Raw genomic sequence first — 26137 nt, forward strand, 5'->3', positions numbered from 1 at the left:
GCGGCATTTGATGCGCAGGATACGGTGCATCCCCGACAACACGCCCAAAAAGTCGATGACCCGGCAGCAAATTCCGCCAGCGGCATCGAGGGGTTCATCGGCAGAGACCAACAAGGCTGACGTTAACAATATGAGATCGTCCAAATCCCGTTCGCGGTCGAAAAACAACCGCAACCGGCCCACTGGCGGCAATGTCGTCAACCGCGTGTTCGACAGCTCCGGCCCCGAGGGCAAGGTGCGCGGCACGCCGCAGCAGATCATCGAGAAGTACAACCAGCTTGCCCGCGATGCGCAGCTGGCTAACGACCGGGTGGCTGCGGAGAACTTTCAGCAGCATGCCGAGCACTATACCCGGCTGCTGAGCGAGGCGCAGCGCGAGATCGACGCGCGCCGAGAAGAGCAGGAGCGTCACAACCGCGAACGTCAGGTCGAGCGCGACCGCGAGCGGGCCGAGCGGCAGGAGCGGGAAAGCAACACGCCCGCAGATCTTGCCGATGCGCCGCAGCCGAGCCTGCTGGACATGGGAACGAACGACCAGGTCGAGGACGACTCGGGACTGGTGGAAACGCCCGAAAGCCGTGGCGGTGGCCGCCCGAAACGCAAGGAACCGGCGCCGCAGGGCGCGGCATCCGAGCCTAAAGCGGCAGCCGAGCCCGAGGGTGCGGCCGAGCCCAAACCCAAAAAGCCGCGCCGTCCGCGGACGCGCAAACCCGCGGCGGCAGACGAGCCGACCGATCCGCAACCTGGTGGCGGCCCCGCCGAAGCGGCAGAATAAACAAGTCTGATCTTGAACAGACGCGCGCACCGCCAAATTGGGCGGTGCTTTTTGTTGTTACGGGGGAATTGACCGAATCTGTGGCTTGCGGCACCGTCTCGCTGCTCAAGTCGGCAGGCAGTGAGTCTAATCGGTGTGTGCCATAACGCTCCTTTGACTTGGGAAATTGCCATGGAAACGAATACCGCCGCACCCCGCCGCACCCGCCGCCGCACAGCGCCAGTCCCGGAAATAACAACACCCGATGCATTCCGCGCCTCGCCCGTATCGCTGGCGCAAACCCGGTTCGGGTTCCTGTCGGGCGACCAGATCTCAGATCTGCGTCGCCGCAGTCTTGATCTGCTGGCCGATTACGGCGTCGTAATCATCCATCCCCGCGCCCGCGCCGCGCTGCTTGCGGCGGGCGCCACGCCCGGGCGCGACGCCGACCGGCTGCGCTTTCCGCGCGCGCTGGTCGAGGAGGCGATTGCCGAGGCGCCGCGCGACTTTGCGCTTGCGGGCAAGCGGCGCGCGCTTGACCTGACCATTCCCCGGGCGGACGGCGGTTTCATCATGCGCACCGGCACCGGCGCGCACGGCTATGTCGACCCGCGCGATACCAGGTATCGCAATCTGGATCTGAAAGCGGTGCGCGAGATGGCGGCCGTGGCCAGCGGGCTGAACCAGATCGGCTTCATCGCGCATCCCTTTGTGCACGGCGTGCCCGAAGTGACAGCCGATGTGCATTCCTTTGCCGAGATGGTGTCGCACACCGACAAGCATTGCTGGATGCAGCCCTATGGCAAGGAGAACATCGAGTTCCTGCTGAAGGTCGCCGCCGTCGCGGCCGGGGGCGAGGCGGCGCTGAAGGCGCATCCGATCACATCAGTCATCACCTGTTCGTTCTCGCCGCTGGAATTCAAGTATATGGATACCGAGGTGATCCTTCAGGCCGGTGCGCTTGGGCTGCCGCTGCATGCCTGCTCACTGCCCTCGGCGGGCGGGACCGCGCCGCTCAGCAGCGCCGGGCTGGTATTGATGGCGGCGGCCGAGATCCTGTCGATGCTGACGGTGACACATGTGCTGGCGCCGGGGACACCGGTAATTGCGGTGCCGCTGATGTTCACGCTGGATATGCGGACCGGTTCGGCGCTGCAATCCTGCCCGGAATCGATCCAGGCGGCGTCGATGGCGGTGCAGTTGATGAAACAGGGATTTGGCCTGCCGACGCATACCTATGGGTCGGGATCGGATACGCCGGATGCCGACCACCAGTCGATGGCCGAACGGGCCCTGATCACGCAGACGGTTGCGCTGTCGGGTGCCGATATCCTGGGCGGGGTCGGACAGCTGGAATGTGCGACCGTGTTCAGCCCGGTGCAGGCGGTCCTCGATGACGAAGTGGGGGCGATGGTGCGGCGCTTCATGCAGCCCGCCGAAATCAGCGCCGAGGCGCTGAACTGGGAGGAAATGCTAAAGGTGCGCGCGGGCGGGCATTTCCTTGACAGCACCCATACGCTGGCGCTCTGCCGGGATCAGCACCAGCCGGGCGTGTTCCTGCGGCAAGGGCGCGACGATTACGAGAAGTCGGGTCGACGCACCGCATTTGACGCGGCGCGCGACAAGGCGCTGTCGCTGATCGCCGCCGCGCCGGAGCAGGGGGTATTGAGCGAGGACCAGCGACGTGAGATCGCAGATATCGTGGCGGCGGCCGACCGGTTCATCGTGGATGCCGTGCATCATGGCGCGGGGACGCAAGTAATCTGAAACCGCGGTTTCCCGGACCGGGAAACGGCCAGAAAATGGAACATTTTCTGTGACAGAATTTCGGGGAAATTCTGCCTTTGCCCGGTTCAACGGTCCAGCTCTCTGGCGAGGGCGCAGAAGGCTTCGAGCGAGACCTGCTCAGCCCGTTCGGTTGGTGCGATGCCCGCTGCTGTCAGCCTGTCCTCGATATCGGGGGCCAGGCCCTTGAGCGCGGCGCGCAGCATCTTGCGCCGCTGGTTGAACGCCGCCGCCACGACCCGGCTGAGAATGGCCGCGTTCGCGGGATACCGGGGTTCGGGCAGGGCGGTCAGGTGGACCACGGCGCTGGAGACCTTTGGCGGCGGCGTGAAGGCCTCGGGCGGCAGCGACAGGACGATCCGCGCTTCGGCCCGCCATTGCGCCAGAATCGCCAACCGGCCATAGGCCTTGGAGCCAGGCCGGGCGACGATGCGTTCGGCCACTTCGCGCTGGAACATCAGGGTCAGGCTTTGCCAGAAGGGAGGCCAGTCGGGCGGAGTCAGCCAGCGCACCAGCAGCTCGGTGCCGACGTTATAGGGCAGGTTTGCTGCGATCCGGATTGGTGGGGTCAGATAGGCCAGCGGGTCGATCTCTAGCGCGTCACCGTTGATCACCTTGAGGCGGCCCGGGTAGGCTTCGGCAATCTCGGACAGAGCAGGCAAGCAGCGCGGGTCCTTCTCGATCGCCAGGATCCGGCGCGCGCCTTCGGCCAGAAGCCCGCGTGTGAGGCCGCCCGGACCGGGGCCAATTTCCAGCACGTCGCAATCGCTCAGATCACCCGCCTGGCGCGCGATCTTGGCGGTCAGGTTGAGGTCGAGCAGGAAGTTCTGGCCCAGCGACTTGCGGGCCGAGAGCTGGTGGGTGGCGATGACCTCGCGCAGTGGAGGCAGGGTGTCGATGGCGCTCATAGGTTCAGGATGTATGCGTTGCAGCAGGGGAAGCGCCAGAGGATTTCGTCTCCGGCGGGAGTTTTTGCAGCGAAATGAAGGGGGTCAGACCGAGTTTGCCATATCTCGCGCCATTTTCAGCGCCTCGATTAGGCTGGAGGGTTTGGCGATGCCCTGACCCGCGATGTCGAAGGCGGTGCCGTGGTCGGGCGAGGTGCGGATGAACGGCAGGCCGAGGGTCACGTTGACGCCGCGATCGAAGTCGAGCGTCTTGATAGGGATCAGCGCCTGGTCGTGATACATGCAGACGGCTGCGTCATAGCGGGCGCGGGCGGCGGCGTGGAACATGGTGTCGGCGGGATGCGGGCCGGTGAGGGTAAAATCGCCCTGGATCTCTTGCAAAAGCGGCGCGATCCAGTCGCGTTCCTCGTGGCCCATGGCGCCGCCTTCGCCTGCGTGCGGATTCAGCCCGGCGACCGCGATGCGGGGACGGGCGATGCCGAACTGGGTACGCAGGCCGGTGGCGGTGATCTCGATGGTGTCCCGCAGAAGCGCAGACGTCAGGGTGCGCGGGACATCGGACAGGGCGATGTGGATGGTGGCGGGTACCACCCGCAACTGGTCGCTGGCCAGCATCATCACCACGCGGTCGCGGCCTGCGAGCGCGGCAAGGAACTCAGTATGACCGGGATAGGCGAAGCCCGCACCGTCGATCAGCGCCTTTTTGTGGATGGGGGCGGTGCAAAGGGCCGAACAATCTCCCGACTGCACCAGCGCCACGCCACGTTCGATTGCGGCGATCACGCCCGCGGCATTGCGGGGATCCGGCTGGCCCGGAGTCGTTGGCGCGGCGAAGGGCAGCGGCAGCACGGGCAGGGCTTCTGCCGCGGCCTGGGCCGCTTCACCGGGGGTGTCGAGCAGGGCAACAGGCGTGCCCGTTGGCAGGTGGCCGGGATCGCCGATCCACACAAACGGGCAATCGGCGCGCAGCGCGCGCCAGGCCGCCACGGCGATCTCGGGTCCGATCCCGGCAGGCTCGCCACAGCTCAGCGCGATGGGGCGCACGCGTTATTCCTCGGTGATAATGGCATCGGCGCGCAGATGCTCGAGCAGGCTGTTTGCCAATGTCTCAAGCCGCTGCTGGGTCAAGGCATTGGCCACATCCTCGCGCGAAGCGTCGCCACCCAGATCACGGGTCCGGTTACAAAGCATCAGGAACATTAGTGTCTGGCCATTGTTTCGGGTCACCGAAATCGAGGTTTCGCCTGGATCCAACTTGGCCAGTTCCAGGGCAATGTCCTGCGGGATTTCGCCGGGCTTGGCCGTGACCCGATCGAGCACTTCGACCGGCTGTCCCTTGGCCACACCATAAAGGTCGTCACAAGTGTCGACGCGCTGTTGCAGCTCGGCCGCGGCTTTGAGCGTTTCAGGGTTGCGGCCACCGGACATGGCATAGGCGGCGTATTCGATCGAAGCATAACGCGGGGTCCCGACCGGGGCTTCGCGCAAGCCGCGCATTTGGAATAATGCAACCGCATTGGGCAGGGTGATGGGCGCCGAGACCTCGCCCGGGTCAAGTTCCAGAATCACCGGTTGCAGGGCTGGTGGTAGTTGTGCCAGCGGCAGCCACGGCATCTGACCGCCCTGCGCGCGGGTGTCGGCTGCGGAAAACTGGGTGGCCGCCGTCGCGAAGGCGTCGTAGCTTTTCAGCTCGGCGATCTGTGCGGCCAGGTCATCTACCTGGTCCACCGTCTGCGGAGTGAGAGGGATGATGATCTCGGACAGCAGAACCTGCAATCCGCCGCCACCAGCCAGCCCGAGCGCGCGGTTGATCTCGTCCTCGGTTGGGCGCGCCTGAGCCAGGTAGCGGGCGCTGATATAGTCGCGCCAAGCCATCTGGTTGCGCACGAAATCGCGCACGGTCTCGGCCGAAACCCCTTCGTTCTGCAACGCGGCCAGGAACTCCTCGGTCGAGAGGCGGGTTCGGGCTGCGAATTCGTCAATACCAAGCTGCACGTCCTCAGGAGGGACTTCGATCCCGGCCTCATCGACAGCCTGCAATTTAAGTTTTTCCTCGATTAGGCTGCGGCGGGCGTCCTTGGTGGGGTCACCGGGGATTCGCAGTACTTCCATCAGGCGGACGCGCTGTTCCAGCTCGAAATGGGTGATGATCCCCTGGTTCACGCGAACCGCCGGGCTGAACAGGCTTTGCGCGGCAATCGTGGTGGCTGACAGGCCAAGCGCCAGAACGGCACCGCCCAAAAGCTGCGCCAAGGATCGGGACAGGTGGGTCAGGTTTTGCTGCATGTTCGCCTGTATTCTTTGTTTCCGCTCTCCACGGCAAAGCCGCTGAGGGCGATGGTAAATCCGAAATCGGTCGATGGCTCAACACTTGTCGACGATGTGTAGCGGCGATTGACCGAAATGTTAACCGATACGCATTCGTTCTGGTAGATAAAGCCCACGCCTGCCCTTGTGGCCCGCGAGTCTTCAATATCGTAGCGGATGTTTGCGGAGGCGGTCCAGTTCGGGTTGACCTTGTAGGCACCATCGAACCAGAACTCGGACACCGCCAGCGTGCGGTTCTCGGCCAGGTCGCGCCCCAGCCATAGGTAGGTGCCGCTCACATTGGTGCGGTCGTCCGTCCAGCTGCCGCGTACCTCGACCTTGGAGAAGTTGAGCGATCCGTCCAAGAGCCCGCGTGCGGTCAGGCCCAACCCCTGAGGCAACAGCACCTGGCCGGCGAGCAGCAGATCCGATGCGGTACCACCCAAACCAGAGGTTTTCGAAAACCGCGGGTCGGCCGTGCTGCGGAATACCTGGCCCACGGTTGCGTAGGCCTGCCATCCCTTATTCGAGTAATGTGCCCAGTTCAGGCCAAAGACGGCGCGCGTGCCTTCCTCGCGCTGGTCGGGGGCCGGGAAGCGGGACAGCGCCAACAGGTTGCCCTGATCGTATTCGACGAAATTGCTTTCGTCATTGGGCAGGGCGGCGCCGGAGACGTCTGACCAGCCGATCTGTGCGATGGGTTCCAGATAGTGAGTCCCGCCAGCGCCCCGGTACACGGTCGGATAGCGCAGGGTCAGCGCCGCGCGCGGCGCGGTCCTGAGTGTGTCGCTGTTGAAATTGCTGTCGTTCCAGACCCGGTAATCGTCGACTGCGACACCCATCTTCCAGTCGGCGCGCAGGCCGCTGGCAAAGGTCCAGCTGCGCAGCCATTCCGCGTCAATGGTGGCGCGGGCGACATCGCGGCCGATCACGTCGGCGGTCGAGGTCCGCTGGTGGCCGTGGCCGTCGAAGGCCAGCCGCACCTCTCCTCCGATGGCGGTGGGGAAAAACCGCTTTTCGTAGTTGAGATCAAACACGTCCGAGGGGATCTCGTCCTCGTTTTCGCTGTCGCGCAGGGTTTCGTAATGAATGATCCCGATGCGAAAGGCGGTGTCCCGCTTGACACGGGTCAGTGCGATCTCGGTCTGCAGCCGGTCGTACTCGGGCAGGCCGTAATCGGCAAGGTAGCCGTTGTCCGAAACGGTCTGGACCTCGAAGCTGAACTTGTAATCGTTGCGAAGGTCGAACTGCCCCCAGGCAAAGACATAGCCGCGGTCCTCTCCCGGGATCAGGTCGTCGCGGGTATAAGCGCCCTCGATCTCGATCCGGCCACGGCGGAACGCCTGGCGGTAGCGCAGATCGAGGGTTTTTGTCTTGGCCGAGATATAGGGCGAGACGGTCAGGTCCTTGTTGTCGCCGAGGCGAAAGAAATAGGGCACCTTGATCCCGGTTCCCAGTTGCGACGTGGTGCGGATTGACGGGATCAGAAAGCCGGTAGCGCGCTTCAGGTTGGGATCGGGCAGACGGATCGCCGGGAAATAGAACACCGGCACATCGAGCACGCGGAACTGCGCGCCTTCGAAGTAAAGCTGCTGTTCCAGCTGGTCATGGATGACCTTTTGCGCCCGGATCTGCCAGAGCGGTGGTTTGCCATCGTCGCAGACATGGCAGGAGGTAACCGAGGTCTTGTAAAGCTGAGTATAGCGGCCACCGACACGTGTCATCTGCAAAGCGGCCAGTTGCAGCTGCTGGTCGAACACCATCCGCGCCCCGCGCAAGAGACCGTTTTGGAGCCCTTTGTCCATCGCAGCAGCATCGGCCAGAATCGTCGCCCGGCCGCCCTGGTCGATCCGGATTGGACCTTCGATCTCGAGTTTGCCAGTCTGCCGGTCAAAAGTGATCTTTTGCGCTCGCAGGCGAATGTTTCCCTGGAACGCCTCGACATTTCCTTCGGCGATCAGCTGGCGTTCGGGCGTGATAAAGACACGGTCGGCCACCAGTATGGCAGGCTGGGCAGTCTCCGTGGCATCCCCGGTCGTTTGCGCCAGGGCCGGGTTTGTCAGGTACAGGCAGGCGACACCGGCCAGCACGGTGCGAAAGAGTGGACGCATCAACCGTCCTCCGCGTGCAGCAACAGGCCAAAAGTCAGCATGATCGCCGCAACCGGCGGCGCCCATGCAGCCAGCGCCACCGGGATCTGGCCATTTTCACCCAAAATTTGCGCGAAGTTGCGCATGAAATAGAGCGAAAAGCCCAGTAGCACCGCTGTCAGCACCGCGACCCCAGTACCGCCGAACCTGGTGTGGCGCATGGTAAAGGCCGCGCCCACCAGCACCATCGAGATCAGAAAAAGTGGGCGAGCCAGCTCGACTTGCAGCCAGACCTGATGGCGTCTGGTCGAGAAACCCGCCTGCTGCAACTCATCGATGGTCTGGGGCAGGTCGTATATCGAGATCGTTTCTCGACGCCCCAGGGTGTCTTGTATTCGGTCCTGGGTCAGCGAGGTCGGAAGCTCGAACGAGTCGTGCCGGGTGGCGTTGACCTCGGGGTTCTGGCCAGATTCTAGCGGCCAGACCTTGGCGTTGCTCAACATCCATCGGCCGGGTTCCAGCATCGCGCTGTCGGCCAGGATCCGGCGCACCGGCCGGCCATCGGGCGCATAGCTGAGGATGGTGACCCGGAGCAGGGTCACGCCGTCGCCGCCAAAGCCCTCGGCGTGAATCACCGACTGGCCCTGCGCATCGCCCTGTCGCAGCCACAAACCTTCACCGCTGAGCGACAGCGCCGAGGGACCGCCATTGCGATACGTGTCGGCCAGCGTCTGATAACGGACAGACGTCGCGGCAACAATCGGGTTTAGCATGATAACCGCCAGCCCACCGATGACCACCGCGACCAACACAGGGCCGACAAGCACCCGGATGCCAGAGCGGCCGATGGCCCGGGTCACGACCAGTTCTGAACTGCGTGCAAGTCCGACGAAAAGGACGATCGTGGACAGGATCATCAACAATGGCAGGATCTCGCTGATCCCCGCCGGCACGTTCAACAGAGTCAGGCCAAGCATCTGGCCGAAGCTGACATTATGGCTTTCGAATCGCCGCAATTGTTCGATCAGGTCGATCAGCATGACCAGCGCGACAAACACCGCGCCGATGATCACAAAGCTTTGCGTGAAACGCCGGGCAAAGTAACGATCCAGAATCATGCGCCGCCTTTCCTGCAAAGGCGATGCTTTGGATCATCGGGACCGGCAAAACAAGCCATGCCCACACAAACGTGGTACGCCGCTGCGGACAGCGAGACATGCCTTGTGTTTTCTGACACCGCGATCCCCCAGGAGCCTGTCATGCGATTTTTGTTGTGACCTTAAAGCAAATGGTTGGCCGGGAAAACTGCTATCTGGTCAAGATGCGGTGGGCAGGCTACCTGTTGTCGGACAGATGTTGAGGAGACCCTGATGACCAGCCTGACCCAGATCCGTTTCGAAGAGCCGCAGATCGATGCCCTGGCAACCGTGACCGGACGGGTCGCGGTGATCCTGCCGCCCGAGGGCACGCTCAGTCCGGCGGCGCGGCGGCTCAATCGGCTGACCCGGGGCGCGCTGCTGCGGCTGGTGGAAAGCGAGCGGTTCTCCAAGCTCAAGACCGGTCAGACGGTGACGCTGGCCTGGCCTGCCGGGATGGCCGCCGAGGCACTGGATATTCTGGTGCTGCCGCGCCGGGCCGATGCTCTGACCGCGCGCAAGGGCGGCGCGGCTCTGGCCAAGCTGACAGGCGCCAAGCCGATGCTGGTGATGGCGGGCGGACAGGCGCGGACCGAACATCTGGCGTTGGGGCTTGCGCTGCGGGCCTATGACTTTACCGCGCACAAGACGCCTGGCGACGATGCCGGTGGCGACAAGGGCGCGGTCACCATCGCCCATAACAAGGCCGAGGCGGTGGCCGAGGCGTTTGCCCCGCTGCTGGCGGTGGCCGAGGGCGTGCACATGACCCGCGATCTGGTCAACGAACCGGCCAACGTACTGACCACCAGCGAATTCGCCAACCGTCTCAAGGAGATGGAAGCACTGGGGCTGGAGGTCGAGGTGCTGGAAGAGGACAAGCTGGCCGAGCTTGGCATGCGCACGCTGCTGAGCGTCGGGCAGGGGTCCGACAGCCCGTCGAAGGTGGTCGTGATGCACTGGAAAGGCGGCGAGAAGGACGCCGCCCCGCTGGCGCTGGTGGGCAAGGGCGTAGTGTTCGATACCGGCGGCATCTCGCTGAAACCCGCCGCCGGGATGGAAGACATGACCATGGACATGGGCGGCGCGGGCGTGGTCGCGGGCACCATGCTGGCGCTCGCCCTGCGCAAGGCCAAGGCAAACGTCGTGGGCCTGGTGGGCCTGGTCGAGAACATGCCCTCGGGGCGGGCCACCCGGCCGGGTGACGTGGTGAAATCCATGAAGGGCGACACAGTCGAGATCATCAACACCGATGCCGAGGGGCGGCTCGTGCTGTGTGACGTGATGTGGTACGCGCAGGAGCGGTTCAAGCCGTCGGGCATGATTGACCTCGCCACCCTGACCGGCGCCATCATCATCGGGCTGGGGCATGAAAATGCCGGGGTGTTCTCCAACGACGATAAGCTTTGCAACGCTTTCCTCAAGGCTGCGGCTGCCGAGGGCGAGGGCGCCTGGCGGATGCCGCTGGGCAAGGCCTATGACGATATGCTGAAATCACGCATTGCCGACATGAAGAATGTAGGCGGACGGTCGGCCGGATCGATCACAGCAGCGCAGTTCCTGGCGCGCTTTGTGCAAGAGGGCACGCCCTGGATCCACCTGGATATTGCTGGTGTGGCTTCGGTCACCTCGGAAACCGCCTGGGCGCCCAAGGGCGCGACCGGTTGGGGCGTGATGGCGCTGAACCGGCTGGTGGACGATCTGGCGGGCTGAAACCGATGGGCGCCGCCTATTTCTATCACCTGACCCGCAATCCGCTCGAGGAGACGCTGGGTGTGCTGCTGGGTAAGTCGCTGGCGGCAGGTTGGCGGGTGGCGGTTCGGGGCAGTGATCCGGGGCGGCTCGATTGGCTGGACGAGAAACTGTGGCTGGGCGCGGACGACGGGTTCCTGCCGCATGGAATGGCGGGTGGGCCGCATGACGCGGAACAGCCTGTGTTGCTGACCTCGAAACCCGAGCTGCCCAATGGCGCGACCTGTGTCATGTGCATCGACGGCGCCGCTGTCAGCCCCGAGGAAGTAACCGCGCTTGACCGGGTCTGCATCCTGTTCGACGGCAATGACCCCTCTGCGGTAGAGGCAGCGCGCGGCCAGTGGCGCACGCTGACCGGTGCGGGCTGTGCGGCGCAATACTGGTCCGAGGATTCGGGCCGTTGGGAGAAAAAGGCCGAAACCGGCGGCTGAACCGGCAACGCCTCAAACCCCGCAGTCCCGGAGGGAGCGGATCAGGCCGGCGGTCTGAACATCGGGAACAGCGGTGGGGCTTCGTCCGTTTCGATGACGCCAATCTGCTCGAACCCGAAACGGCGGTAGAGCGACAGGTTCGCCGGGTTGGTGGATTCCAGATAGGCAGGTCTTCCGTCGGCGTCGCACTGGTCCAGCGACGCCTTGAGCAGCGCCGAGCCCATACCTTTGCCCTGACGTACCGGATCGACAGCGATGAAGGCCAGGTGCCAACATGGGTCACTTGGGTGAAAGCTGTCTATCTGCTCGAATGTCGCAAACAGGGCGGTGTGTTTTTCCGGGGCGACCGTCTCTTCAAAGCAGGCCAGCAGATTGTCTTCGTCCGGATGGACATCGGGCGGAAGCCACAAGGCAGCCGCCGTGCAGTCGGCATTGCGATAGGCCGACCCATGGTCGAACGCCCGCCCGCCAAAGAAGTTCATCACACGCGGGAAATGCTTTAGAAAATCGTCCGGCTTCGGGTAGAGCCAGCGTATGAAAGGGTCGGCTGCAAAGCCCAGTGTCAAGCCGTTGAGCACCTCGGTCTGGGCGGATCGGTCGGCTGTTTCGAACATAGGCCCCTCGCTGGATGATCTGTGGTCCGAGTTGCTTGATCTTGGCGGATCATACCACATTGTTCCGATCTTGTCCGGGGTTCGTCTGCATCCGGGCCGCACCAGAACCGAACGAAAGACGTTTGCCGAGGCTCGGCAGACCCCGGCACAGGCACCGCAGGCGACGCGCGTCAACATCACGCCTTTGTTCCGGTTACAACGCCCGAATCCAAAAACATTTGGAAAGTGGTCGAGCCAGCGTAGTCTGTCCCAAAAGGGGAGGTTGAAATGAATATTTACAAGAGCACTTTTCCGGACGTCGCCCTGTCGGACCTGACGGTCACCCAGCGGGTGTTCGCCGGTCTGGATCCTGCGGCCACGGTTCTGGTGGATGGGCCCTCGGGCCGCAGCCTGACGGGCGCGCAATTCATCGGCGGGGTCAAGGCGCTGGCCGGAGGGTTGACCGCGCGCGGCTGGGGCGCGGGCAAGGTTGTGGCGCTGATGGCGCCCAACATCCCCGAATATTGCGTGGTCTTCCACGCCTCGGTCTGGGCCGGCGGAACGGTGACTACGATCAACCCGACCTATACGGCGCATGAGGTGAACCATCAGCTCAAGGATGCGGGCGCCGATGTACTGGTGACCATCGCGATGTTTGCCGACACCGCGCGCGCGGCGATCGAGGGCACCGGCGTCAGCGAGATCGTGATCATCGGCGATGCGCCCGAAGGGATGGTGTCGCTCTCGGCACTGATGGGGCCACCTCTGGCCGAACAGGCGTCGGTCGATCTGGATGAGCATATCGCGGTGCTGCCCTATTCCTCGGGCACGACGGGGTTGCCCAAGGGGGTGATGCTGACGCATCGCAACCTTGTGGTGAATATCGACCAGACGCTGGCTGCCGCCGATCTGACCGCGCATGAAAAGACAGTCGCTTTTCTGCCGTTCTTTCACATCTACGGGCTTCAGGTGCTGATGAATATCTACATGGCGGCGGGGGGCGGTCTGGTGACGATGCCGCGCTTTGATCTAGAGATGTTCCTGAACCTGATCACCCAATACCAGACCCCGCGCCTGTGGATCGTGCCGCCGGTGGCGCTGGCGTTGGCAAAGCATCCGATGGTGGAAGGCTATGATCTGTCCTGCGTGCAGCACATCAACTGTGCCGCAGCGCCGCTGAGCGCCGATCTCAGCGACGCCATGGGGCAGAGGCTGGGCACCAATGCCGCCCAAGGCTATGGTATGACCGAATTGTCGCCGGTCAGCCATGTGTCACCCTACGGCAAGGGCAAGCCGGGGGCCTCGGGCATCGCCATACCAAACACCGAATCCCGGATCGTGAACCCCGAAACGCTCGCCGACATGCCGCCGGGTGAGGACGGAGAGCTGTGGGTGCGGGGGCCGCAGGTGATGAAGGGATACCTGAATAACCCCGACGCCACGGCCTCGACCATTGTCGAGGGCGGCTGGCTGCGCACGGGCGACATCGCTCATTTCGATGTCGACGGCTATCTCTACATTACCGACCGGCTGAAGGAGCTGATCAAGTACAAGGGGTTTCAGGTGGCCCCGGCCGAGGTGGAGGCCGAGTTGCTGACCCATCCCGCAATCGGCGATGCCGCCGTGATCGGCAGGCCCGACAGCGAGGCCGGGGAACTGCCCATGGCCTTTGTCGTTCCGGCGCCGGGGCAGACCGCGCCGACATTGGATGAGGTGCAGGCCTATCTTGAAACCCGGCTGGCGCATTACAAGCAGGTGCGCGTGCTTGAGGTGGTCGAGGCGATCCCGAAATCCGCCTCGGGCAAGATCCTGCGCCGGCTCTTGCGCGACCAGATCGCGGGGTGAGCGGCGGGTTTAGCGGCTCAGCACCAGTTTGCCGCCCGCGATCTCGATACTACCGAACCGTTGCAGGTAATCCATCCCGAGGAGCGATTCGCTCATCTCGCCTTCGTTCACCCAGGCGGTGACGCCTTGGTCGGTGAACCCGCCCAACTGCACCTGGCCCAGTTTCACCGGTGCGGTGCGTACCTCGCCATTGGCGGTATAGGCGCGGCCGAAATAGTTGAGCGCGGCTGTGTCGATGCCCAGCCGTTCGGCATCCGCATGGCTCAGCACCACCTGGCTGGCGCCGGTATCGACCAGAAAGCGCAGCGGTTTGTCCTCGACGATGAGCGTCGCGTAATAATGGCCGTTGGGGCTGCGCGGAATCTCGACCCGGTTCTCGCTCACCGAGATGCGCGGGGTGCCCGCAACGGTCCCGCGAATGTCCTGCCAGAGACCCACCACCGCAATCGCGCCGATGAAGATGAACACCCAGGCCAGCGCCATTTGCACGGACTTGCCAAGGCTCGCGCGATTATGGCTGATGAACCAGAACATCAGCGCCGCGCCAAGCAGCGAGAGATAGATCAGGCGGGCGGTGCTGTCTGCGTCCATGAGCGGCCTTTCCTGCGGGGTCCTCCCCGATATGGGGTGTCACCCGGCAAAGCCAAAGGCCCGGAGCCCATCGAGGATGAATTGTACCGCCAGCGCCGCCAGCAGCATGCCCAGAAGGCGGGTCACCACGTTTAGCCCGGTCTTGCCCAGAAGTCGCGCCAAGAGGCCGGAGATGAGATAGAGAAAAAGCACCACCGCCAGCACCGCCAGCATCACCCCGATCACGGTGGCCAGCCCCTCGGCGCCGGGATGCTGGCCTGCCAGCAGGATCATGGTGGCGATCGAGCCGGGACCGGCGATCAGCGGAATACCCAGCGGGAACACCGAGGGGTCGGCATGGTCTTCGGCCTCGGCCCGGTCCTCGCGCCGCTTGGTGCGGCGTTCGAACAGCATGTCGAGCGCGGTGAGGAACAAGAGCACGCCGCCCGCGACCCGAAAAGCCGGCATCGAGATGCCGACAAAGCCCAGCACCGCCTCGCCAAAGGCCGCGAACATGGCGAGGATTCCCGCCGCCGTCAGGCAAGCGCGCAGCGCGATGCCGCGCCGGGTGCGGCTGTCCATGCCCTGGGTCAGCGCCATGAAGATGGGCGTCTGACCCGGCGGGTCGATCACCACGAAAAGCGTGGTGAATGCGGTGATCAGAAAGGCGGTGTCGATCATGTCCCCTCCGTCTGGTCGGGCGCGGGCAGGTCAAATCGCTTGCCCACGGCGCCGTCAAGCGCGCGCCAGGTCTGAAAGCCAAGCGCGGTGTAATAGGCCAAACCTTCTGCATTCGCCGTACCGATGGTGGCGTCGATATGGGCCAGATTGGCATCCCGCGCCGCCGCCAGCGTGCTGGCGAACACCGCCCGCCCGATGCCCCGGCGGCCCGCATCGGCGGCGACATAGGTGCCGATGATTCCCCAGCCTGCGGGCAGGTCATAATCGTTCCGGGCGCGCGCGACTTTCAGTGACTGAAAGCCGAGGATGCGCGCGCCCTCGCAGGCCACGGCACAGCTCAGCCGGTCGGGATGCGCTATGTAATGGCTCAGAACAGTTGCGGCATCGCCCCGGCGGGCACTGCTCCAGCCGGAGATGATCGGTTGCAGTACCGCACTCATCGCGGCGGCATCCGCCGCCTCTGCCTGCCGGACGATCATGAGGCCTGCGCGGCGTCGAGTTTCTCTTGCGCGTCCATCCAAAGGGTCTCGGCCCGGTCCATCGCGTCCTTCAGTTCCGCATACTTGCGGTTCCAGACCTCCAGATCGGCGACCTTGTCATCGGCGTAAAGCGCGGGGTCGGCCAGCTTGGCGGCGAGTTTGTCGTGCATCTCGGTCAGCTTCTCGACCCGCTCTTCGCATTTGCGCAGCTCGGCCCGCAGTGCCAGTACGGTGTCACGGCTGGCGCGCTTGGGTTTGGCCTCGGCCGGTTTTACCGGTTCCGGCTTGTCACGCGCCAGCAGGAAATCGCGGTAAGCCTCCAGATCGCCGTCAAAGGGTCTGACCGACCCGTCCGAGACCAGCCACAGCCGGTCGGCGACAAGGGTCAACAGGTGCATGTCGTGGCTGACCAAAATCACTGCGCCGGTATAATCGGTCAGCGCCTCGACCAGCGCCTCGCGGCTTTCGATATCGAGGTGGTTGGTCGGTTCGTCGAGGATCAGCATATGCGGCGCGTCAAGGGTGGCGATCAGCAGGCTAAGGCGCGCCTTTTGCCCGCCCGAAAGCCGCCCCACCGCTGTTTCCGCCTGTTCGGGGCCAAGGCCGAATCCCGCCAGCCGCGCCCGCCATTTTGCGGGCGTCTCGCCCGGGCGCAGGCGGCGCAGGTGGTCGAGCGGGGTTTCGTCCACATATAGCTCGTCGACCTGGTGCTGGGCGAAATAGCCAATGCGCAGCTTGGGCGAGCGGGTCATCCGCCCCGCCATCAGCGGCAACCGGTCCGAGAGCAGTTTCGACAGGGTGGATTTGCCCTGGCCGTTTTTGCCCAAGAGCGCGATCCGGTCGTCCTGGTCGATGCGCAGGTTCAGCCGTTTCAGGACCTGCGTTTCACCATAGCCCGTCGCCCCGCCTTCGAGATGGATGATCGGCGGCGACATCTCCTCGGGCTTAGGAAAAGTGAAGGCGCGCAATGCGGCCTCTTGCGGGCTGCTGATCGGCTGCATCCGGGCCAGCGCCTTGAGGCGCGACTGTGCCTGCTTGGCCTTGTCCGCCTTGTACCGGAAGCGGTCGACATACGATTGCAGATGCGCGCGGCGTGCTTCCTGCTTCTTGGCCATCGCCTGGGCCTGGGCCAGGTTTTCGGCCCGCTGGCGGGCGAACTGGTCGTAGGGGCCCTGATAAAGGGTCAGCTTGCGATCCTCCAGATGTAGGATCGCGCCGACGGCACGGTTCAACAGCCCGCGGTCATGGCTGATGATGATCACCGTATGGGGGTATTTCGCCAGATAGCTTTCCAGCCACAACGCCCCTTCGAGGTCGAGATAGTTGGTCGGTTCGTCAAGAAGCAGAAGGTCGGGCTGGGAAAACAGCACCGCCGCCAGCGCCACCCGCATCCGCCAGCCGCCGGAGAAATCGGAGCAGGGTTTAATCTGTTCGTCATCGTCGAATCCGAGCCCCTTGAGGATCGAGGCGGCGCGCGCCGGCGCGCTCCAGGCGTCGATATCGGCCAGCCGGGTCTGCACCTCGGCGATGCGGGTCGGATCGGTGGCGGTTTCCGCCTCGGCCAGGAGCGCGGACCGTTCGGTATCGGCGGCCAGAACCGTATCAAGCAGAGAGACGTCCGAGGCGGGCGCCTCTTGCGCGACGCCGCCGATACGGGCGCGGCGGGGCAGGGCGATATTGCCGGTTTCCAGCGCAAGCTCGCCCCGGATCAGGCGAAAAAGCGTGGTCTTGCCGGTGCCGTTGCGGCCCACCAGACCGACCTTGTGGCCATCGGGAATGACGGCGCTGGCGCCGTCGAACAGCGGCCGGCCCTCGACCGCGTAAGAGATGTTATCAATCCTCAACATGGGCGCGCTCATAACAGAGAGGTGAGGGGGCCGCCAGCGGCTTGGGCCCGTTGCCGGGATGGTCAAGCGCGCGGCCGCGTGATAGCGCGGAAATCCAGCCCAAACCGCCGGATTTCGCCCATGCGTCCCGCCACCAACCCACCGCATCTGATCACGCTTGTTCTGGCCACCGCGCTGGCGGTTCTGACCCTGAACATGTTCCTGCCGTCGCTGGCGCATATCGCTTCGGATTTCGGGGTGGACTACGCGCTGGCGAACCTGTCGATAGCGGGATACCTGATCATCACCGGGGTCTTGCAGCTGATCATCGGGCCCTTGTCCGACCTTTATGGCAGGCGCCCGGTGCTATTGTGGTCGATGGGCGTCTTTGCGCTGGCTTCTGTCGGATGCGCGCTGGCCGAGAATATCTGGGTCTTTCTTGGCTTCCGGATGGTGCAGGGCGCGGTGATCGCGGGGCAGGTCCTGCCTCGGGCAGCGCTGCGCGATCTCTACCCGCCGTCACAGGCCGCGGCGCGGCTGGGGCAATTGTCCATGGCGATGGCGTTGGCGCCGATGTTGGGGCCGATGCTGGGGGGCATGCTGGAGAGCCTGTTTGGATGGCGGGCCGGGTTTGTTCTTTATGCCGTCATGGGATTCGGAATGCTGGCGCTCGTCTGGGCGGATATGGGTGAAACGAACCAGAACCGCTCGGCCACCTTCGGGGCACAGATGCGACAGTACCCCGAGCTGTTCGGATCGCGCCGGTTCTGGGGTTACAGTCTGTGTGCCGCCTTCTCGGTCGGGGGCTTTTATGCCTTCATCACCGGGGCGCCCATGGTCGCCGCGACTGCGTTCGACCTCAGCCCGGCGATGCTGGGCCTGGGTATCGGTATCATCACCTTGGGGTTCATGGCGGGCAACTTTGTCACCGGGCGCATCGCGCCGCGCGTGGGACTGATGCCGCTGATCGTTGCCGGGCGCTGGGTGGCGAGCCTGGGGCCGCTGTTGGGGCTGGTGCTGTTTCTTGTCGGTCTGGGATCGGTCTGGGTGTTCTTTGCCTCGGCCATATTCGTGGGCTTTGGCAACGGGCTGACGCTGGCCAATGCCAATGCCGGGCTGATGTCGGTGCGCCCGCATCTGGCGGGCAGTGCCTCGGGCCTGTCGGGCGCGCTGACCGTGGCGCTGGGGGCGGCGCTGACCATGGCGACGGGCGTCGTCGTGAATGCCCAGAACGCGCCCTATGCCGTTCTGGGGCTGATGCTGGCCGCCAGCCTGCTCAGCCTTGCCGCCGCGCTCTACACCCGCTGGGTAGACCTGCGCGACCCTCTGACCGAGACCTGACCGGGCAATCCGGTTTCCGGGTCCGGGATTTGCCATCATGGCACTTTCCTTGCGCGTTCCATCGTGATAGGCGGCGCGCGATACATCCGGCGCGAAAGGCGCGCCGCCAGATTCAAGGAGAGCCCCGATGGCACTGGAACGCACCTTTTCGATCATCAAGCCCGATGCAACCCGCCGCAACCTGACCGGCAAGATCAACGCCAAGTTCGAGGAAGCCGGCCTGCGCATCGTCGCGCAGAAGCGCATCCACATGACCAAGGAACAAGCCGGCAAGTTCTATGAAGTGCACGCCGCGCGCCCGTTCTATGATGAACTGTGCGAATTCATGTCCTCGGCCCCGGTCGTGGTGCAGGTTCTGGAAGGCGAAAACGCCATTGCCAAGAACCGCGAAGTCATGGGCGCCACCAACCCCGCCGACGCGGCCCCCGGCACCATCCGCGCCGAGTTCGCCGAGTCGGTCGGTGAAAACTCGGTGCATGGCTCGGACGCGCCCGAAACCGCCGCGGTCGAGATCGCCTATTTTTTCTCGGGTATCGAACTGGTCGGCTAAGCCGCCGGTCTGCGGACCTGAACGAACAGGAAAAGCCGCCCCGGTTTCGAGGGCGGCTTTTTTGTCGGGCGGGGTCGGGGGGCGCTGCCCCTATCGCGCCGGGGGCGCGATTCCCCCGGGATATTTGCGGCAAGAGGAAAGAGCAGTTCTGTGTCAGGATTGCGGGCGCAGATCCTCGGGGCGGATACGGACGCCCAGTGCGTCGAGCTCTGCCACCAGTTTGCTGGCCGGGGCGGGTTTGGTCGCCGCCTTGATCGCGTCGAAGCGGGCGCGCAACTCGGCCTTTTCCTTGCCCTTGCAATCGTTCCAGGGGCGGCCTTGCAGGCCCATCACCAGGACATAATAGCCGATGAAGTGCGGCCGGGTTCCGGCGGCCAGCAGCCGGGCATAGGCGGCATCGGCGCCCAGCGCGCGCAGGTCATCCGCCGAATGGATGCCGGCACGGGCGCAGGCCGCGTCCATGGCGGGGCCGAGATTGCGGATCGAGGAAACGGGATCGGTCATGGCGGCACCATAGCTCTGGGTCGCTGACCTGTCATCGAAACTTGTCCGGAGGGCGGCGGCGCGGTACTCACGGTTTCGTGAGGGGAGATATGCGGATGCTGAAACGGCTTTTTTACAAATCGCGCAGGTTTTATGATGACGATTTCGATTGGGAGTCCTATACCGCCGACAGTTACGAGCGGCGCCTGAGAGGTGACGTGGAACCGCTCTACAAGGCGATTTCGGACGAGGGGGACCTGAGTTTCGATGCCGTGACCGGGCAGGTCTCGGTGCGGGGAGAGGCGCTGCATCCCAATGTGCAGTTGATCCTGGAGACCATCGGGCAGCTTGCGCCGGAGTCGGTTCACGAGGTGGGCTGCGGCGGTGGCGATCATGTGGCGCATGCGGCGCGGCTGTATCCCGGTATCAGGGTGACCGGTGGTGATCGGGGGCATACCCAGCTGAGCCTGGCGCTGTCGCGCCATCCGAAACTGGCGGGCCGGATCGGGGTGCAGGATATCACCATGCCATTCTCCCACCAGTGGCCGCGCGCCGACCTGGTCTATAGCCAGGCAGTGATCATGCATATCCACACTGCGGTCAGCCATTTCGTGGCGCTGGCCAACATGGTGCGTCAGGCGCGCGACCATGTGTTGCTGGTCGAGAACGTGCAGTGCCACAATTTCGTGGCCGACCTGCGCGCCCTCGCCGCAGGCGGGCATCTGGATTGGGAGCAGGTGCATCTCTATCGTGTGCGGGGGTCGACCGGGGCGCAGGGTATCTTGTTGTCGCGTCGGGAACTCGACCGTCCGGTGCTGGCCTCGGATGCGGAGTTGCGCCGGGACGAGCGGGTCTCGCCTCGCCGGTTGAAGCGTTCGGACGAGGATAGTGCCCGCGCGCTGACCGGCTGGCGCAAGGCATGGCCCAAAGGGCCAGAAGGAGGCACGGAATGAGCGAAGCAATGACGGCGGCGGAAATCGAGAGGTTGGACCTGACCGCGCCGCCGACGGGGTTTCTGGTAGATCCGTTCCGATATTACGACGCGCTTCTGGAACATGCGCCGGTGCTGCCACAACCGGACGGGTCGGTCCTCTTGAGCCGACATGTCGATCTTGACCGTATCTACCGTGACACAACGCTTTATTCTTCGGACAAGAAGGCGGCCTTTGGTCCCAAGTTCGGGGTCGGCTCGCCGCTGTTCGAGCATCACACCACCTCGCTGGTGTTCAACGACCCGCCTTTGCACACGCGGGTGCGTAAGATCATGACCTCGGCGCTGACGCCGCGCGCCATCGCCCGGATGGAGCCGGGGCTGATCTCGACGGTCGATCACCTGCTGGATGCGATGGCGGGGCGGGAAACGGTCGACCTGATCGAGGAATTCGCCTCGACCATCCCGATTCAGATTATTGGCAACCTATTGGATGTTCCGATGGAGGAACGCGGACCCCTGCGGGATTGGTCCCTGGTGATCCTGGGCGCGCTGGAACCGAAACTGACCGACGATCAACTGGCGCGCGGACAGGCGGCCGTGACCGAGTTCAAGACCTATCTGGAGGACCTGGTTGCGCGGCGCCGCGCCAAGCCGGGCGACCCGGAAACCGACGTGCTGACGCGGCTGATCCGGGGCGAGGGCGCCGACCAGAAACTGTCGGAAATCGAGCTGCTGCAAAACTGTATCTTCATCCTGAACGCCGGGCACGAGACCACTTCGAACCTGATCGGCAATGGGCTGGCCTTGTTGAACGATTTCCCTGAAGAACGCCGAAAACTGCTTGAAGATCGGGATCTACTGCCCTCGGCTGTCGAGGAAATCCTGCGGTTCCGATCGCCGAACCAATTGGGCAACCGAGAGACCACAGCCGAGATCGAACTTGACGGGCTGCGCCTGCCTGCGGGCACCAACCTGCATCTGTGCATTGGCGCGGCAAACCGCGATCCGGCTGTGTTCGACGATCCGGTGCGCTTTGACATCACGCGTAAACCGAACCGGCATCTGGCCTTTGCCGGCGGGCCACATGTCTGTGTCGGGCTGACATTGGCGCGACTCGAAGGGCGGATCGCGCTCGGGCGCCTGCTGGACCGTTACCCGGACTATCGCCTGCGCGAGGGCCGGGTGCCCGGAGGGCGCATCCGGTTTCACGGCTACGCCACCCTGCCAGCGCGGATGACACCCTGAGCCCTGCGTAAAACAAAGCATCGGGAAAGATGAATGTTTCATTGCGGCCCGTGCCGTGATTTGATGCGGACATGACCAGCCTGATTGTCATCGCCGGCAAAGCCGCACCTCTGGTTCTGGCCAGGCCGTGCGAGGGCCTGCGGTTTGCCGTTGGCGGCGCCCTGCGTCGTGATTTTGCGCTCTACGATTGTTTCGACCAGCCCCTGCGCCGTTCGGGGCGGGTTCTGCTGCGGACCGGTCGCGATCTGATCCTGTTGTCCGACGACTCGGTACCCATTTCACAAAAGGTGGACCCGGGCCGAGGTAGCGTGCCCGCGATTGCATCCGGCGCGGTGTGCGACGCGCTGACGGGCCTGTCTCCGCTGCGGGCGCTCATGGTGCAATGCGCGGGCCGGGCGGAAACGCTTTCGGTCGCTGTTCTGGACGATATGGAGAAAACCTGTCTACGGATGCAGGTCATCACTCTGTCGGCCCAGTCCGGCACGGCGACATTGATTCTGACCGAACCGATGCGCGGGTATGACAGGGCGCATCAGCGCGTGGTCGATGCCCTGCTGGACTGTGAGGGCGCATCCCGGGCCGCGACCGGTCTCTGGCCGCTTCTTCTGCCTGGGGTCCAACCTTACCAGTCCAAGCCCGAGGTGCCGATCACTGCGGATGAACCGGCGCATCGTGTCGCGGCGGATCTGATCGGGTCTGCCATGTCCGGTGCCCGCCAGAACGAGGCGGGGATCATCAAGGATATCGATACCGAATTCCTGCATGACTATCGCATTGGATTGCGCCGCATCCGTTCGGTCCTGAGCCTGTTTCGCGACGTGTTTCCGCCCGAAGAGACAGAAGAGTTGCAAAGGGAGTTCTCGGAGCTGATGGCGCCTACCGGACGGGTGCGCGACCTCGATGTGTATCTGTTGGGAAAGCCTGGGTTCTTTGCCCTTGTGCCCGAGGCGCTGCATCCCGGGTTGGACCTTCTCTTTGCCCGGATGAAGACCGAACGGGACGTCGCGCAACGGGCCCTGGCCCGTCACCTGCGCAGTGCCCGCTATACCGCACGTGTTGCCGCGCTGGACGCGCGGCTGACCGATCCCTCAGGTCTGCCGCCCGGGCCCGAGGGCGACCGCGCGGCGCTGCCTTATGCGCAGGCCCTGATCTGGACGCGCTATCGCAAGGTATGCAAGCTGGCGCGGCGCATAGATGCGGATACCCCGGATGACGATGTCCATCGTCTGCGCATCCACTGCAAGAAGCTGCGCTATCTCATGGAGTTCTTCGGGCCTTTGTTCCCGAAGAAGAAGTTCAGGAAAATTCTGAGACCCTTGAGAGGCTTGCAGGACAATCTTGGTCTTTTCAACGACTATTCGGTGCAGCAATTGGAACTCAGCCGGTACCTGCATCCCGACGATGGCGCGCCGGTAGAGACCGACATGGCCGCAGCCGTTGGCGCGCTATTGGCGACGCTGTCGAGCTTGCAGGCCGGTGAACGGACGCGGGTTGTCTCCAGTTTCGCGGATTTCGACAATCGCGCGATGCGGGCCGTGTTCGAAGAGCTTTTTCACCAGCCAGAGGAGGCGCGGCGCTAGGCCATGCATGTGATCGCCTGCTACAGCAACAAGGGCGGTGTCGGCAAAACGGCGACATCGGTGAACCTGGCCCATGCCATCGCGCATTCCGGGCGGCAGGTGCTGCTGTGCGATCTCGATCCGCAGGGGGCATCGAGTTACTATTTTCGCGTCAAGCCGTCGAAAAGGTTGAGCGAGACGCGGTTTTTCGAGGGTTCCGACCGCTTTGCCGATGCGATCCGCGCAAGCGATTTCGATGGGCTCGACATCTTGCCCGCCAACCGGAGTTTTCGTGATTTCGACCGTTTCCTGAGTCGCATCCGCAGCAAGCGCTCGCGCCTGTCCAGGGCACTGGTGGCCGGTGGCGCCGAATACGATGTCGTGGTGCTCGACTGCCCGCCGAACTTTTCCCTGCTCTCCGAGAACGTGTTTCGTGCCGCCGACCGAATTGTGGTGCCGGTTCCGCCCAGCACGCTGAGCGAGCGGACGTTCGAGCAGCTGGTCGAATTCTTCAAGGATCAGGGGTTGCCGCGCCGCAAGATTTCGGCGTTCTTCTCGATGGTTGAGGGGCGCAAGTCCTTGCATCGCGACACCATGGCCCGAATGCGCGCGGCGTATCCCAAGCGGTTTCTCGCCGCCAGCATTCCCTATTCTGCGGATGTGGAACGCATGGGGTTGCGGCGGGCACCGGTTGCCGAATATGCCCCCCGCAGCAAGGCCGCCGCCTGTTACGCCGACCTGTTCGGGGAACTGGCGCTCTGACCTCAGGGTCTTGGCAGAACCAGCCGGGCCTCCAGCCCCGGTTTTGCATTGCGCGCCTCGAACACCCCGCCTTGCATCCGTGCAATGGCCGCCGCCAACGCCAGACCCAGGCCCGAGTTGCCCCCCGTACGTGCCGGGTCGAGCGTGACAAAAGGCTGCGCCAGCCGCTCCAGATCGGCCTCGGGCACGCCCGGGCCGTGATCGCGCACCGACAGGATCACCACGTCCTCGGCGGCGGTGATGTGCAACTCCACCTCGGTGCCGCCCGGCGCATAGCGCAGGGCATTGTCGAGCAGGTTGGACAGCGCCTGTGCCAGCAAGGCGCGGTGACCCGGCAGGATGGCCGGGTCCGTCTCTACCGTGAGTGTGACGCCGTTCTCTTGCGCCAGCGGTTCATAGAATTCAGCCACGTCTCGGGCCAGCGCCGCCAGATCCACCGGTTCGAACTCTTCCCGGCCCAGCCCCGCCTCGGCACGCGAGATTTCGGTTAGCTGTGAAAACACCCGGAGCAGGTGGTCGACCTCGGCCAGCGCGCGGGCGGCGTCCGCATCCCGCTCTGCGTCGCCCCGGCTGGGGTTGGTCAGGGCCTCGACCTTTTGGCGCAGGCGCGACAAGGGCGAGCGCAGATCATGCGCGATCGAGTTCGACGTAGTTCGAAGATGGCCGACCAGTTCTTCGATCCGGTCCAGCATCTCGTTCAGGGTACCGGACATGCGGTCGAACTCATCCCCGGTGCCGCGCAAGGGGATCCGGCGTGTCAGGTCGCCCGAAACGATTTCTGTTGCGGTGCGCGAGATGTCCTTGAGCCGCGAAAACACCAGCCGGGTCAGAAACCAGCCGGTCAGCAGGCTGAGCGCCAGCGCGGCCAGCAAGGCCAGCCCGACAGAGCGCAACAACACGCGGTCAAACTGTCGTCGGGCCGACGCATCGCGTCCGACGAGCAGCCGCTCGCCACCCGGCAGCCGGATCGAGGCCGCCGATACCGGTACGTTCTCGCGGGATTCGGTACGGATCAGGTCCAGTTCGACCCAACCGCTGCCCGGTTCCACATCCGGGGGCCAGCGCACGAGGTTGCCGGCAAGCACGGTTCCGAACGGCCCGGTCAACAGGTAAAGCGCGTCGCGCTCTGCGGCGTCCTGGGTGCGGCGTTCGATGGCCTCGGTCAGGCCGAATAGGCCGCGCCGCTGGTATTCATCCGACAGTCCGGCCAGTTCTGCCGTCACCACCGAGCGCGTCTCGCCCGCGATGGTGCGGTTTGCGGTGACATAGACCAGCACCAGTACGGCCGCAGTCAGAAGCGTGCTCAAGACCATGCTGAGTAGCACCAGCCGGGTTCTGGCATTTCTAAGGGTAACCAGAGGCTTATCCATCAGAGATCATGTAGCCCGCGCCGCGAACGGTCTCGATCAGCGGGGTTTCCGAACCCTCGTCGATCTGCCGCCGGAGTTTCGAGATATGGACATCCACGATGTTGGTATTGGGATCGAAATGATAGTCCCAGACCCCTTCGAGCAGCATGGTCCGGGTCACCACGCGGTTCTTGCGGCGCAGAAAGAATTCCAGGATCTGGAATTCGCGCGGGGTCAGGGTGATGTCGCGACCGCCGCGCGTTACCCTGCGGCGCAGCAGGTCCATTTCCAGATCCCGGCAGGAAAGCGTCGCAGCCTCCTGCGTGTCCTTGGGGCGTCTCAACAGGGCTTCGATACGGGCCAGAAGTTCCTGAAAGGAAAAGGGTTTAACCAGATAGTCGTCTGCACCCGCGCGCAACCCCTTGACGCGTTCATCGACGGCGCTCATCGCGGTCAGCATGATGACGGGGGTTTTCAACCCGGCGGCTCGGATCGATTTGATCAGCGACAGGCCATCCAGCCCCGGCAGCATCCGGTCCAACACCACCGCGTCAAACCCGCCATCGGTCGCATGAAACAACCCCTCGCGCCCGTCGGCGGCGCTCTCCACAGCAAAGCCTTCTTCGGTGAAGCCCTTGACCAGGAACTCACGGGTCTCGTCATCGTCTTCGACGATCAGAACACGTCGGCTCATGTAAAATCCGGTCCTTGTTTTTATCAGGATATATCCAAGACAATCCACAAATGCACGCGCCGGGCG

The 26137-nt window shown here is 64.1% G+C and carries 24 protein-coding genes; 11 read left to right on the forward strand and 13 right to left on the reverse strand.

Going from position 1 to position 26137, the window contains the following annotated elements; genetic code table 11:
- Positions 1–130: 130 nt before the first annotated feature.
- Both OEZ49_RS04185 and OEZ49_RS04190 read left to right on the forward strand, forming a co-directional pair.
- Entirely contained in the window at positions 131–775 is a 645-nt protein-coding gene (locus tag OEZ49_RS04185; RefSeq protein ID WP_263387143.1) for a DUF4167 domain-containing protein, read from the forward strand.
- A 171-nt stretch (positions 776–946) separates the two neighbouring features.
- A complete protein-coding gene (locus OEZ49_RS04190) occupies positions 947–2521 on the forward strand; it encodes a trimethylamine methyltransferase family protein (RefSeq protein WP_263387144.1) in 1575 nt (524 codons plus the stop codon).
- An 86-nt stretch (positions 2522–2607) separates the two neighbouring features.
- On the opposite strand, the gene rsmA is transcribed toward OEZ49_RS04190, so the two are convergent.
- From rsmA to lptG, 5 genes are all read right to left on the reverse strand, one after another.
- Entirely contained in the window at positions 2608–3447 is an 840-nt protein-coding gene (gene rsmA, locus OEZ49_RS04195) for a 16S rRNA (adenine(1518)-N(6)/adenine(1519)-N(6))-dimethyltransferase RsmA (protein ID WP_164127619.1), read from the reverse strand.
- Between the two features lie 84 nt (positions 3448–3531).
- Positions 3532–4491, reverse strand: coding sequence for a 4-hydroxythreonine-4-phosphate dehydrogenase PdxA (pdxA, locus tag OEZ49_RS04200; protein WP_263387145.1), 960 nt, complete (start codon positions 4489–4491; stop codon positions 3532–3534).
- 3 nt (positions 4492–4494) lie between these two features.
- Positions 4495–5733 carry a peptidylprolyl isomerase gene (locus tag OEZ49_RS04205; protein WP_263387146.1) on the reverse strand — a complete coding sequence of 413 codons (1239 nt, stop codon included), beginning with the start codon at positions 5731–5733 and terminating at the stop codon, positions 4495–4497.
- Positions 5718–7865 carry an LPS-assembly protein LptD gene (locus tag OEZ49_RS04210; RefSeq protein WP_263387147.1) on the reverse strand — a complete coding sequence of 716 codons (2148 nt, stop codon included), beginning with the start codon at positions 7863–7865 and terminating at the stop codon, positions 5718–5720. The genes OEZ49_RS04205 and OEZ49_RS04210 overlap by 16 nt, the downstream gene beginning before the upstream one ends.
- The gene (gene lptG, locus OEZ49_RS04215; RefSeq protein WP_263387148.1) at positions 7865–8962 is read right to left on the reverse strand and encodes an LPS export ABC transporter permease LptG; all 1098 of its coding nucleotides are present in this window, start codon (positions 8960–8962) and stop codon (positions 7865–7867) included. The genes OEZ49_RS04210 and lptG overlap by 1 nt, the downstream gene beginning before the upstream one ends.
- Before the next feature lie 252 nt (positions 8963–9214).
- On the opposite strand from lptG, the gene OEZ49_RS04220 reads away from it, so the two are divergent.
- Both OEZ49_RS04220 and OEZ49_RS04225 read left to right on the forward strand, forming a co-directional pair.
- Positions 9215–10690 carry a leucyl aminopeptidase gene (locus OEZ49_RS04220; RefSeq protein ID WP_263387149.1) on the forward strand — a complete coding sequence of 492 codons (1476 nt, stop codon included), beginning with the start codon at positions 9215–9217 and terminating at the stop codon, positions 10688–10690.
- Positions 10691–10695: 5 nt separating this feature from the next.
- The gene (locus OEZ49_RS04225; protein ID WP_263387150.1) at positions 10696–11160 is read left to right on the forward strand and encodes a DNA polymerase III subunit chi; all 465 of its coding nucleotides are present in this window, start codon (positions 10696–10698) and stop codon (positions 11158–11160) included.
- A gap of 41 nt (positions 11161–11201) precedes the next feature.
- On the opposite strand, the gene OEZ49_RS04230 is transcribed toward OEZ49_RS04225, so the two are convergent.
- Positions 11202–11726, reverse strand: a complete 525-nt coding sequence (locus OEZ49_RS04230) for a GNAT family N-acetyltransferase (protein ID WP_263387151.1) — start codon at positions 11724–11726, stop codon at positions 11202–11204.
- A 315-nt stretch (positions 11727–12041) separates the two neighbouring features.
- On the opposite strand from OEZ49_RS04230, the gene OEZ49_RS04235 reads away from it, so the two are divergent.
- Positions 12042–13598 (forward strand): AMP-binding protein, encoded by a 1557-nt coding sequence (locus OEZ49_RS04235; RefSeq protein ID WP_263387152.1) that lies wholly within the window; start codon positions 12042–12044, stop codon positions 13596–13598.
- A gap of 9 nt (positions 13599–13607) precedes the next feature.
- Here the strand turns inward: OEZ49_RS04235 and OEZ49_RS04240 are convergent, their stop codons facing one another.
- Genes OEZ49_RS04240 through OEZ49_RS04255 form a run of 4 tightly spaced genes read right to left on the reverse strand, consistent with a single transcriptional unit; the run spans position 13608 to position 17175 of the window.
- Positions 13608–14189 carry a retropepsin-like aspartic protease family protein gene (locus tag OEZ49_RS04240; RefSeq protein WP_263387153.1) on the reverse strand — a complete coding sequence of 194 codons (582 nt, stop codon included), beginning with the start codon at positions 14187–14189 and terminating at the stop codon, positions 13608–13610.
- Between the two features lie 39 nt (positions 14190–14228).
- On the reverse strand, positions 14229–14849 hold the full coding sequence (locus OEZ49_RS04245) for a MarC family protein (protein WP_164127599.1): 621 nt from the start codon (positions 14847–14849) through the stop codon (positions 14229–14231).
- A complete protein-coding gene (locus OEZ49_RS04250; protein WP_263387154.1) occupies positions 14846–15328 on the reverse strand; it encodes a GNAT family N-acetyltransferase in 483 nt (160 codons plus the stop codon). The genes OEZ49_RS04245 and OEZ49_RS04250 overlap by 4 nt, the downstream gene beginning before the upstream one ends.
- Positions 15325–17175 carry an ABC-F family ATP-binding cassette domain-containing protein gene (locus OEZ49_RS04255; protein ID WP_263387155.1) on the reverse strand — a complete coding sequence of 617 codons (1851 nt, stop codon included), beginning with the start codon at positions 17173–17175 and terminating at the stop codon, positions 15325–15327. Before OEZ49_RS04255 ends, OEZ49_RS04250 begins: the two co-directional genes overlap by 4 nt.
- 120 nt (positions 17176–17295) lie before the next feature.
- Here OEZ49_RS04255 and OEZ49_RS04260 point away from each other — a divergent pair, with 120 nt between their 5' ends.
- Both OEZ49_RS04260 and ndk read left to right on the forward strand, forming a co-directional pair.
- Positions 17296–18495: a multidrug effflux MFS transporter gene (locus OEZ49_RS04260; protein ID WP_263387156.1), complete on the forward strand. Its 1200-nt coding sequence runs from the start codon at positions 17296–17298 to the stop codon at positions 18493–18495.
- Between the two features lie 127 nt (positions 18496–18622).
- Positions 18623–19045 (forward strand): nucleoside-diphosphate kinase, encoded by a 423-nt coding sequence (ndk, locus tag OEZ49_RS04265; RefSeq protein WP_093027089.1) that lies wholly within the window; start codon positions 18623–18625, stop codon positions 19043–19045.
- 153 nt (positions 19046–19198) lie between these two features.
- Here the strand turns inward: ndk and OEZ49_RS04270 are convergent, their stop codons facing one another.
- Positions 19199–19549 carry a TfoX/Sxy family protein gene (locus OEZ49_RS04270; protein ID WP_263387157.1) on the reverse strand — a complete coding sequence of 117 codons (351 nt, stop codon included), beginning with the start codon at positions 19547–19549 and terminating at the stop codon, positions 19199–19201.
- 95 nt (positions 19550–19644) lie between these two features.
- On the opposite strand from OEZ49_RS04270, the gene OEZ49_RS04275 reads away from it, so the two are divergent.
- The 4 genes from OEZ49_RS04275 (at position 19645) to OEZ49_RS04290 (ending at position 24028) form a co-directional block, all read left to right on the forward strand.
- Positions 19645–20481, forward strand: a complete 837-nt coding sequence (locus OEZ49_RS04275; protein WP_263387158.1) for a class I SAM-dependent methyltransferase — start codon at positions 19645–19647, stop codon at positions 20479–20481.
- Positions 20478–21707 carry a cytochrome P450 gene (locus OEZ49_RS04280; protein WP_263387159.1) on the forward strand — a complete coding sequence of 410 codons (1230 nt, stop codon included), beginning with the start codon at positions 20478–20480 and terminating at the stop codon, positions 21705–21707. Before OEZ49_RS04275 ends, OEZ49_RS04280 begins: the two co-directional genes overlap by 4 nt.
- A 71-nt stretch (positions 21708–21778) precedes the next feature.
- Complete coding sequence (locus OEZ49_RS04285; RefSeq protein WP_263387160.1) at positions 21779–23287, forward strand: CHAD domain-containing protein; 1509 nt, start codon at positions 21779–21781, stop codon at positions 23285–23287.
- Between the two features lie 3 nt (positions 23288–23290).
- Positions 23291–24028, forward strand: a complete 738-nt coding sequence (locus tag OEZ49_RS04290) for a ParA family protein (protein WP_263387161.1) — start codon at positions 23291–23293, stop codon at positions 24026–24028.
- Positions 24029–24030: 2 nt separating this feature from the next.
- On the opposite strand, the gene OEZ49_RS04295 is transcribed toward OEZ49_RS04290, so the two are convergent.
- Both OEZ49_RS04295 and OEZ49_RS04300 read right to left on the reverse strand, forming a co-directional pair.
- On the reverse strand, positions 24031–25398 hold the full coding sequence (locus OEZ49_RS04295; RefSeq protein ID WP_263387162.1) for a sensor histidine kinase: 1368 nt from the start codon (positions 25396–25398) through the stop codon (positions 24031–24033).
- Positions 25391–26071: a response regulator transcription factor gene (locus tag OEZ49_RS04300; protein WP_263387163.1), complete on the reverse strand. Its 681-nt coding sequence runs from the start codon at positions 26069–26071 to the stop codon at positions 25391–25393. Before OEZ49_RS04300 ends, OEZ49_RS04295 begins: the two co-directional genes overlap by 8 nt.
- Between the last annotated feature and the right edge of the window lie 66 nt (positions 26072–26137).

This window comes from Ruegeria marisflavi (genome assembly GCF_025673445.1).
Taxonomy (GTDB): Bacteria; Pseudomonadota; Alphaproteobacteria; order Rhodobacterales; family Rhodobacteraceae; genus Ruegeria_B; species Ruegeria_B marisflavi.